Source organism: Streptomyces sp. NPDC055099, assembly GCF_053607685.1.
In genome coordinates this window covers 115,023-118,702 of record NZ_JBSGUA010000021.1, presented here as the reverse complement: position 1 = coordinate 118,702, position 3,680 = coordinate 115,023, and the positions used below count along the sequence as shown (strand labels likewise).

The following is a 3,680-nucleotide window of genomic DNA, read 5'->3' as shown; positions in this document are numbered from 1 at the left end:
GGGCCCTCGGGGTCGCTGCGGGACTGCTGGAACCACGGGTGCTGGTCGCTGGTGTGGTTCATCACGAAGTCGATGATCACGCGCATGCCCCGCTGGTGGGCCGCGTCGACGAATTCGACGAAATCCCCGAGGTCCCCGAACTCGGGCAGCACGGCGATGTAGTTGGCGACGTCGTATCCGCCGTCGCGCAGGGGTGAGGTGAAGAAGGGCGGCAGCCAGAGGCAGTCGACGCCCAGCCACTGCAGATAGTCCAGCTTGGCGGTGATGCCCTTGAGGTCACCGATGCCGTCGCCGTCACTGTCGTGGAAGGAGCGGACCAGGACTTCGTAGAAGACCGCGCGCTTGAACCATTCGGGGTCACGGTCCTTGGCGGGAGTGTCCTCGAACAGGTCGGATACCGGCTTGTTGATGGTCATGCATCCTCCGTTGCCGCACGGCTGGGGGCGCGTGCTTCCTCACTCGACCGCGCATACGTGCGCGGGGGAGACACCCGGTGTCAGACGGACGTAATTGGCCTCGCCCCATGTGAAGGTCGCGTCACTCAGTTCGTCGCGCACCCGGAAGGTGGCGCCGGGCGTGATGCCCAGGCGGTCGCGGTCGAGGTGCACGGTCGCTTCCTGGGGGTGGTGCGGGTCGAGGTTCACGACCACCAGCACCGTGTCGCCGGGCTCATGACGGCTGTACGCGATCACCTGGTCGTTGTCCGTGGGGTGGAAGCACACGTTGCGCAGCCGGTGCAGCGCGGGGTGGCGTCGACGGATCGCGTTGAGTGTGGTGATCAGCGGCGCGATGGTGTCGCCGGAGCTTTCGGCCGACTCCCAGTCACGCGGGCGCAGTTGGTACTTCTCGGAGTCCAGGTAGTCCTCGCCGCCCGGCTGGAGGGGCGTGTTCTCGCAGAGTTCGTATCCGCTGTAGAGGCCCCACGCCGGAGAGAGGGTCGCGGCAAGGACCGCGCGCAGCTCGAAGGCCGGTCGGCCGCCGTTCTGGAGGAACTCGGGCAGGATGTCGGGGGTGTTGACGAAGAAGTTCGGCCGCATGTAGGCGGCCGTCTCACCGGCCAACTCCTCGACGTATGACGTCAGTTCCGGCTTCGTGTTGCGCCAGGTGAAGTAGGTGTAGGACTGCTGGAAGCCGATGGCGGCCAGGGTGCGCATCATGGCGGGGCGGGTGAAGGCCTCGGCCAGGAAGATGACGTCGGGGTCGGTTTCGTTGATGGTGCCGAGGACCTGCTCCCAGAAGACGACGGGTTTGGTGTGCGGGTTGTCGACGCGGAAGATACGCACGCCGTGGTCCATCCAGAACCGCAGCAGGCGTACGGTCTCGGTGATCAGGCCGGGCATGTCGCGGTCGAAGGCCAGGGGGTAGATGTCCTGGTACTTCTTCGGGGGGTTCTCGGCGTAGGCGATGCTGCCGTCGGCGCGGTGCTGGAACCACTCGGGGTGCTTGTCCACCCAGGGGTGGTCGGGGGAGCACTGCAGGGCGAAGTCCAGGGCGACTTCCAGGTGAAGGCCGCGGGCGCGGCGCACGAAGGCGTCGAAGTCCTCCAGGGTGCCCAGGTCGGGGTGGATCGCGTCGTGGCCGCCTTCGGGGGAGCCGATGGCCCAGGGCACGCCCACGTCGTGGGGTCCGGGGGACAGGGAGTTGTTGGGGCCCTTGCGGAAGGTGGTGCCGATGGGGTGGATGGGGGGCAGGTAGACGACGTCGAAGCCCATCGCGGCGATTGCCGGAAGCCGCTCGGCGGCGGTGTTGAAGGTGCCCGACTTCAGCGGCTGCCCCTCCCGCACGACGGCACCCTCCGAGCGCGGGAAGAACTCGTACCAGGACCCGAACAAGGCCCGCTCCCGCTCCACCAGCAGCGGCAACGCGGCGCTCTCGGTGCGGCGTTCGCGCAGCGGGTGGGCCGACAGGAGCGCGCGCACCTCCGGCGCCGTGGCCGCCGCCAGACGGTCCAGTGGGGAGCGGGTGTCGTCGCGCAGCAGACCGAGTGCCGTCTGCAGGGTGGAGCGCGCGGGGTCGTCGGGAGCCTGGGCGACGGCCCGTTCGAAGAGCTGGATGCCGTCTTCGAGGGTGACCCCGGTGTCCACGTCGGCGTGCACCTTGATCACCGCGTCGCGCTGCCAGGCGGCCATGGGGTCGGTCCAGGCGGCGACGGCGAAGGTCCAGTGGCCGATCGTGTCCGGGGTGACGTCCGCGCTCCACCGATCGGTGCCCGGTGCCATCTCGCGCATGGCCCGGCGCTGCATGGTGCGCCCGTCGGGCGCGTACAGGACCGCCTCGGCGCCGAGCACGGCGGAGCCTTCGGCGAACACGAGGGCCGTCACCTCGACGGCCTCGCCGACGACTGCCTTCGCCGGACGCAGGCCGCCGTGGACACAGGGCCGCACATCCTCGACGGGAATGCGGATGTGGCTGGGGTCCACCGACATGCTGTCCACCTCCGGGTCGTACCGTGCGCGTTGATCGTCTTCGCTTCGTTTCGCTGCGGCCACGCGTACTGCGTCAATCGCCGCCGGGCGGGGACATGCGGTCGGCCGGTTCATGCTCAGGCCGGCGTTCGGCGGCCTCGGCCGCCTCTCGCCCGCAGCGCCGGCTGGTCACCGCGCACAGTGCGGCCACGGCGTCCTCGAACTGAGCGCGCACCGCGGGATCACCGGGCGAGGCGAGGAAACGGCGCTGCCAGGCGCGGTACCTCACCAGTTGCCGACCGACGTCTTCTGTGGCGCGCTCCGCCCGCATCGCACTCGACCTCCTGGGGCCTCCGCGACGGCAAGCCCTGGCGGGCTCGCGGACCGTTCACGGAGGGGGAGCGAGCCATTACGGCGGGTTCGCTCCCTCCCCCATGGTGCGAGGTGAAGCGCTCGCCGTCCTGTTGAACGCAGAGTGCGCGGCCGATCACTCTCGTGTTGCACGAATGGAGTAGGGGGGTGACGCTGGTGCTGACTCTCGAGCGATCACTGCTCACGTTCCGTGCGTACCCCGGCTCCGCGCCGAAGCGCCGCAGCGTGGGCTCCGCGGTGAGGAGCATGAACGATGAAGCACCATTCAGTGCCCCGCTACTACCACCTCGACGTGGATCTGAAGCCGGAACGCGTCGGTCAGATCCGGCGCATCCTGGCCGCCCATCTGAGGTACTGGGGGCTGGAACAGCACGTTTCCGACGTGTCGCGCGGAATCGGTCTCCTGCTGGAGCCCGCCGCACGGAACATCGGTGCCGGACGGACCGCGATCGAGACCTGGTGGACGGGGCAGCACCTGATCACCGCGGTCTCGCACGGCGATCCGGCCGTCCTGGGCGAGCACGGAGTCGAGTCGCACTCGCTGGCCGAGATCGCGGAGCTCAGTGACGGCTGGGGCAGCTGCACCGCGGATGACCGGCACATCGTCTGGTTCTCGCTGCGCAGCCGTACGGAGCTTCGTGAACCCCTGGTTCCCAAGGGTCCGGAGCCCGACACGATCGAGGCGCGGCCCCTGCCCCGCGCCGTCTCGCAGCCGGTCGGCGTGGGCGCGCCGGAAGTGGTGACGCCGCTGGAGGTCGCGGGCCCTGCCTGACCCGGACGTTGCGGCGGGGGGGGGCCCCCGGGGGCGGGTCGTTTGGTTTCCCCCCCCCCCCCCCCCCCCCGGGGCGGGGGGCCGGGGCCGGGGCCGGGGCCGTCGCCCCGGCGCCGGTGCCGACCCGGTGG

The 3,680-nt window shown here is 70.1% G+C and carries 4 protein-coding genes; 1 reads left to right on the top strand and 3 read right to left on the bottom strand.

Annotated features, from left to right (window positions below):
• From ACWFRU_RS36900 to ACWFRU_RS36890, 3 genes are all read right to left on the bottom strand, one after another.
• The coding region (locus tag ACWFRU_RS36900) for an alpha-amylase family glycosyl hydrolase (RefSeq protein WP_453692468.1) at positions 1-416 on the bottom strand (416 nt) is incomplete at its 3' end.
• A gap of 39 nt (positions 417-455) precedes the next feature.
• A complete protein-coding gene (locus ACWFRU_RS36895) occupies positions 456-2,426 on the bottom strand; it encodes a maltotransferase domain-containing protein (RefSeq protein WP_453692467.1) in 1,971 nt (656 codons plus the stop codon).
• A gap of 73 nt (positions 2,427-2,499) precedes the next feature.
• A complete protein-coding gene (locus ACWFRU_RS36890; protein ID WP_453692466.1) occupies positions 2,500-2,736 on the bottom strand; it encodes a DUF5133 domain-containing protein in 237 nt (78 codons plus the stop codon).
• 294 nt (positions 2,737-3,030) lie between these two features.
• On the opposite strand from ACWFRU_RS36890, the gene ACWFRU_RS36885 reads away from it, so the two are divergent.
• Entirely contained in the window at positions 3,031-3,549 is a 519-nt protein-coding gene (locus ACWFRU_RS36885) for a pep a2 (RefSeq protein ID WP_453692465.1), read from the top strand.
• The last annotated feature ends 131 nt before the right edge of the window (positions 3,550-3,680 follow it).

What these genes read in the sequence shown, in the direction of transcription:
- ACWFRU_RS36895 (WP_453692467.1), bottom strand. Translation starts at nt 2,426, where the DNA reads ATGTCGGTGGACCCCAGCCACATCCGCATTCCCGTCGAGGATGTGCGG.
- ACWFRU_RS36890 (WP_453692466.1), bottom strand. Translation starts at nt 2,736, where the DNA reads ATGCGGGCGGAGCGCGCCACAGAAGACGTCGGTCGGCAACTGGTGAGG.
- ACWFRU_RS36885 (WP_453692465.1), top strand. Translation starts at nt 3,031, where the DNA reads ATGAAGCACCATTCAGTGCCCCGCTACTACCACCTCGACGTGGATCTG.